Source organism: Bacteroidota bacterium, assembly GCA_030706565.1.
Classification (GTDB): domain Bacteria; phylum Bacteroidota; class Bacteroidia; order Bacteroidales; family JAUZOH01; genus JAUZOH01.
Genome location: JAUZOH010000228.1, coordinates 1 through 6,056, shown reverse-complemented (window position 1 = coordinate 6,056; position 6,056 = coordinate 1). Strand labels below are relative to the sequence as shown.

Here is a 6,056-nt window from a genome sequence, read left to right as displayed (position 1 = left end):
TTGCACCCGGTTTTCGATAAGAAAGCTCTTGCAAATGCTACCGAGATTGCTAAAGGTTTGCCTGCATCCCCGGGTGCTGCTTCAGGCCAGATTGTTTTCTTTGCTGATGAAGCTGAGAAATGGGCTGATAAGGGTAAGAAAGTATTGCTGGTAAGGCTCGAAACTTCTCCTGAAGATTTGAAAGGTATGCATGTTGCTGAAGGTATTTTGACTGCCCGCGGCGGTATGACCTCGCATGCTGCTGTTGTTGCCCGTGGTATGGGTAAATGCTGTGTTTCTGGTGCCGGAAGTATTGTTGTTGATTACAAAGCAAGAACCTTGACTGCAAGCGGAAAAGTTTTCAAGGAAGGCGATTGGATTTCATTAGACGGTTCTACAGGAAAAGTTTATGAAGGCAAGATTGCCACCATTTCTCCTGAAATGAGCGGCGATTTCTCCGAAATCATGAAACTTGCCGATAAATATACCAGGATGCATGTCCGTACCAATGCCGATACCCCTCGTGATGCCAAGATTGCCCGCAATTTCGGCGCCAAAGGTATTGGACTTTGCCGTACTGAACACATGTTCTTCGATGGCGACCGTATCAAGGCCATGCGTGAAATGATTCTGGCTGATGATGAAACCGGAAGGAGAAAAGCATTGGAAAAACTTTTACCTATCCAGCGTGGCGATTTCGAAGGCATATTCGAAGCTATGGAAGGATTGCCTGTAATCATTCGTTTGCTTGATCCGCCTCTGCACGAATTTGTTCCGCATGAGGATGCCAATCAGAAAGAAATGGCTGATGAAATGGGCATTTCTGTTGAAAGTATCAAACAAAAAGTTAACAGCCTGGCTGAATTCAATCCTATGTTGGGCCACAGAGGTTGCCGTTTGGGTATTACTTATCCCGAAATTACTGAAATGCAGGCACGCGCTATTATTGAAGCCGCACTCAACCTTCAGGCTAAAGGAATTATCGTAATTCCTGAAATTATGATCCCTCTGATCGGTACTGCAAAAGAATTCCAGTTACAGGAAGAAATCATCAGGGAAACCGCTGAAAAAGTATTTGCTGAAAAGAATGCCAAGATCAAATATGAAGTAGGTACCATGATTGAAATCCCCCGTGCTGCTTTGATGGCTGATCAGGTTGCCCAAAGCGCTGAATTTTTCTCATTTGGTACTAACGATTTGACCCAGATGACTTTCGGTTATTCCCGTGATGATGCCGGTAAGTTCCTGCCGACATATATCGACAAACATATTCTGCCTAATGATCCTTTCCAGGTTCTCGATCAGGAAGGTGTTGGCCAGCTTATTCAACTGGCTGTTGAAAGAGGCAGAAAAACCCGTCCTGAATTAAGCGTGGGTATCTGCGGTGAACATGGTGGTGAACCCAATACCGTTGAATTTTGCCACCGTGCAGGAATGAACTACGTCAGTTGTTCGCCATTCCGTGTACCTATTGCACGTTTGGCTGCGGCACAGGCTGCAATCAAGGAAAGCAAATAATCGAAAATTGAAATTGATATCAAAAAAAAACCTGCCATCCGGCAGGTTTTTTTTTGATTTATGGTATGGTTGCTACTTTTTCTTTTTCCCGTGTATTTTGTATAAACCGGCACCATGTTTGGGAAGGGTTGGTTCAAATTCATTTGTATAAGAGCCCAGGTCCTTTTTTGCCCATAAATCGCGGACACTGCATGATTTTTTCAGTCCAAGCTGATCGAAACTTACCGGTATTTTTACATTATCCTGTTCGGAAGCGTTGAAAACTGCTAGGTAGGTGTCTTTGGATTTGGGATCATTGGCTGTCCAGACAATGATATCCCCGTTTCTGTATAATTGTTTATTGTTGATGCTGTGCTGATTGACGTACAATACTTCGTCGTTGGTCAGAAGCGACAAAGTGAAGCCGTCATTACTGGGCAGGTCACCGCCAAACATCAGAGGAGAACGGAAGATGGAACAGAGGGTCATCAGGGTATACTGCTCGTCACGGGTGAATTTGCTCATGCGGTCGTCGCCTCTTTCAGCCCTGATCCCAATTCTGCCAAGCGGGAGCATATCCGCATCCGGCCAATGTCCTGAGCCAATATGAGCCGACCATTCGTTGCAGTAATCGAAATTCTTCTTTAAGGGCTGCCAGTCATCCCAGAAATCATCGCAAATTCTCCACAAATTGGCGTGTTCTTTCAGGTGCTCTGCCATTGCAATAGGAGCCGGTCCGGGTGAGGTACTCAAAACAATTTTCCGTCCACAGTTGTCAATGGCCTTCCGGATCATATCGATTTCCTGGAGGTGATAAGGAGAGGATAAATCGTCAACCTTTACATAATCAACCCCCCAGAAAGCATAGAGTTTGAAAATGGAATTATAATATTCCTGCGAACCTTCACTACCCGGCAAAACAGAATACATGTCCCTGAGCCATTGACATTGGCCTTCAGGAGTGCAGATATCCCTTAACATTTTCCGGCTTCCCAGCACAGGCAGGTTCCTTCTGATGCCTTCAGCCGGTACGCCCCGCATTACGTGTATACCGAATTTCAAACCTTTGCTGTGCATATAGTCGGCCAGAGTTCTGAATCCTTTTCCGTCAGCGGCTGAGGGAAATCTTTTGATGGAAGGCATAAAACGGCCATACTGGTCCATATTATAAACAGGGTTCTTTTGGTTGTAGCCGTGCGCCTTATCATTGTCCACATACCACCGGATATCAACAATAATATATTCCCAACCATACTTTTTAAGATTTGTGGCCATATAGTCGGCATTTGCCCTGACTTCCTTTTCTGTGACTGTGGGCCCATAACAATCCCAGCTGTTCCATCCCATAGGCGGTGTTTCGGCCCATTGCAGGAAACTTTTTCCTCCTGCTCTGGCCGTAGAAGTTGTAAATCCGCTACAACATATTAGAATGTAAGCAAATAAACAGTAAAAAAACTTTTTTATTTCCATAGATAGAAGCATTTATGAGTTTTTGAGGTAAACAATACAGTAAGCAAATTTACAAAACCTGATTATAAACTTTTTGAAATTTAAGACTTTTACAGAGAACTGTTGAAAAATATTATCCATGTAAGTTAAATTTAGTTTATTTTTGAAAAATTTTTTGAAAACATGTATACTCTACTTTGTAAAGAGGTAAGGGGTTTTTTCAGTTCTCTTACCGGTTATATTGTTATCATAGTGTTTCTTTTATCTACCTCACTTTTTATGTGGATATTCCCGGGTGAGATGAATATACTGGATGCCGGCTATGCCAATTTGGACAGTTTGTTCTATATAGCCCCCTGGGTATTTTTGTTCCTGGTTCCGGCTGTGACCATGCGTATGTTTGCCGAAGAAAAGAAATCGGGGACCATAGAATTGATATTTACCAAGCCTCTGTCGGATTTGCAGATTGTACTGGCAAAATATTTTGCTGCAGTTTTATTGGTATTACTTTCACTCTTGCCTTCGCTGATTTATTTCGTTTCGGTGTATTTGTTGGGAAATCCGGTGGGTAATATTGATACCGGCGGAACTTGGGGCTCATTTATCGGCCTGTTTTTTCTGGCTGCCATTTACGCAGCTATTGGTGTTTTCGCTTCTTCTCTGACTGATAATCAGATAGTGGCTTTTATTCTGGCAGTTTTATTGTGTTTCCTCTTTTATATAGGATTTGATTCCTTAGGCTCATTGGGAATTTTTCAAAATATACAGACTTTTATTGCCGGCTTGGGTATTAACGATCATTACAAATCCATGAGCCGCGGTGTAATAGATACCCGGGATGTGGTTTATTTTCTCAGTGTTATTGCACTGTTTGTCGTTTTTACAAAAACCAGGCTGCAAAGCAGAAAGTGGGCTTAATATTTATTTAAAGTTTAACAATCATTCAATCTTATAATTTAAATTATGCAGTTTAATTTAAAGAAACAAAATATTATTCAGTTATCCCTAACCATAGCCATTATACTGCTGATTTGTTTCATCTCTTCATTTGTTTACCATCGTTTCGATTTGACCTCTGAAAAACGGTATACGCTTAGCCCGGAATCAAAAGAAGTTTTGAAAAATCTGGACGATGTGGTATTCATCAAGATATATCTTGATGGGGACATGCCCATAGGTTTCAAAAAATTACAGAATTCGATTAAAGATTTGTTGGATGAATTCAGGGTGGTGTCCAAGGATAACCTCCAATATGAATTTATCAATCCATCGGAGAAGACGGATAAGGATGCCCGTGAAAAGGTTTATGAAGACCTCTACAACAAAGGATTACAACCCACCAACGTGCAGGTAAAGGATAAAAACGGGGCCAACACCCAGCAAATCTTGTTCCCCGGGGCAATCGTGAATTACAAAAGTTTACAGATGCCTATTAATTTTCTAAAAAATAACCAGTCGTTAACTGCTGAAGAAAACCTTAATAATTCTTTACAGGGATTGGAGTATGAGTTGATTAATTGCATAAAAAGCCTGAGTGCGAAAAAAATTCAAAAAGTTGCATTTCTGGAAGGAGATGGAGAATTGGATCAATATCAGGTAGCCGATATAACAAGGGAATTGGCTAATTATTATCAGGTTGACAGGGGTTCCATCAATGCCATCAATTGTCTGGATTCATACAGGGCTGTAATAGTTGCAAATCCACAAAAAGCTTTTTCGGAATATGAAAAATTTGTGCTTGACCAGTACCTGATGAAAGGGGGAAAACTTTTATGGCTGGTCAATCCTGTTCATGTGAGCATGGATAGTTTGTCACTTGGATCTTCTTTGGCATTTGTCAATTCCTTAAACCTGGATGATCAGCTTTTCCGCTATGGGGTAAGGATTAATCCTAACCTGATTCAGGATATGCAATGTAATACTATACCTGTAAATACGGCATTGGTAGGCGAACAGCCCAAATGGACACCTTCTCCCTGGCTGTATTTCCCGATTTTATCCCCGCCCGACAATAATCCTATCTCTCGTAACCTGAATATGTTGAAATCTGAATTTCCCAGCACAATTGATACCGTTGGCGATGATCCTGCTGTTCGAAAGACTTGTTTGTTGATGAGTTCTCCTTATTCCAAAACCATCAGCGCTCCCTGTCTGGTTCGTTTGTCTGAAATAACTGATAAACATAACCCTTACGAGTTCAACAAGCCTAATCTGACTATTGGCGTGCTTTTAGAAGGGAAGTTCCAGAGTGCCTTTAAAAACCGTCCGTTAAACAATATTTTACACAATCAGTCTGTAACGGTTAAACCTGTCAGTGTGCCTACAAGGATGATTGTAATATCCGACGGGAGCATGATCCGTAATGACGTCCGCATGTCTGCCCAGGGTCCTCTTATTTCTCCTCTCGGATATGATAAATATACCCGCCAGACCTTTGGCAACAAGGAATTTATCCTGAATGCCGTTAATTATCTTACGGATGAATCTGGTTTGATGAAGCTCCGCTCTCGTCAAATAAAGTTACGTTTGCTCGACCGTCAGGCAATTCTTCAGGACAGGCTGAAATGGCAGCTTATTAATACCCTGGCTCCTGTATTGCTTGTGATGGCTTTCGGTGTATTTTCGTTTTGGTGGAGAAGGAGGAAATATACCAGATTTTAGTTAGATATTGTTCTCAATAAAGTCTGTGTTTACTTGAAGGAAACCATTTTGATTTTTTTGCGACTTGACGTCATTTGCGAGAAACCCATCTCTCACGCAAAGGCACTAAGCAGCAAAGAATTAACACAACATATCTTTAATTCCACTCTGTGAAATCTTAGTGAAAAACTCTGTGGCTTTCTGTGTGATTTTAAATATGAACGCTATAACACAGATACACTGAGGAGATACGGAGTTGCACTGAGAAAAACTCTGTGGCTGTTTGTTGTAGTGGTGAGTACAAATGATGAATTGACTTATTCAAAGGTAAATTAAACGGGTGTCATTAATAATTTAAGTTTCGCAAGTAGTATAAAGGGGTTATAACAGATTTCTCTGTGGCACTCTGTGTTAAAACTCTGTGGTTCTCTGTGTAATAAATCGATTCAATAACACAGAGGTACACAGAGAAGACACAGAGGAATTTTTCT

General features: G+C 41.4%; 4 protein-coding genes. 3 read left to right on the top strand and 1 reads right to left on the bottom strand.

Features of this window, described 5'->3' with window-relative positions; translation table 11 throughout:
* On the top strand, nt 1–1,497 hold a 1,497-nt coding region (locus tag Q8907_11355; protein MDP4274863.1), incomplete at its 5' end, for a putative PEP-binding protein.
* Nucleotides 1,498–1,569: 72 nt separating this feature from the next.
* On the opposite strand, the gene Q8907_11350 is transcribed toward Q8907_11355, so the two are convergent.
* The gene (locus tag Q8907_11350; protein ID MDP4274862.1) at nt 1,570–2,946 is read right to left on the bottom strand and encodes a glycoside hydrolase family 27 protein; all 1,377 of its coding nucleotides are present in this window, start codon (nt 2,944–2,946) and stop codon (nt 1,570–1,572) included.
* Between the two features lie 162 nt (nt 2,947–3,108).
* Here Q8907_11350 and gldF point away from each other — a divergent pair, with 162 nt between their 5' ends.
* Both gldF and gldG read left to right on the top strand, forming a co-directional pair.
* Nucleotides 3,109–3,843, top strand: a complete 735-nt coding sequence (gene gldF / locus Q8907_11345) for a gliding motility-associated ABC transporter permease subunit GldF (GenBank protein MDP4274861.1) — start codon at nt 3,109–3,111, stop codon at nt 3,841–3,843.
* Between the two features lie 45 nt (nt 3,844–3,888).
* A complete protein-coding gene (gene gldG, locus Q8907_11340) occupies nt 3,889–5,586 on the top strand; it encodes a gliding motility-associated ABC transporter substrate-binding protein GldG (protein ID MDP4274860.1) in 1,698 nt (565 codons plus the stop codon).
* The last annotated feature ends 470 nt before the right edge of the window (nt 5,587–6,056 follow it).

Bases quoted from the DNA above. Each gene is read 5' to 3' on its own strand.
- Q8907_11350 (MDP4274862.1), bottom strand. From the start codon at position 2,946: ATGGAAATAAAAAAGTTTTTTTACTGTTTATTTGCTTACATTCTAATA.
- gldF (MDP4274861.1), top strand. From the start codon at position 3,109: ATGTATACTCTACTTTGTAAAGAGGTAAGGGGTTTTTTCAGTTCTCTT.
- gldG (MDP4274860.1), top strand. From the start codon at position 3,889: ATGCAGTTTAATTTAAAGAAACAAAATATTATTCAGTTATCCCTAACC.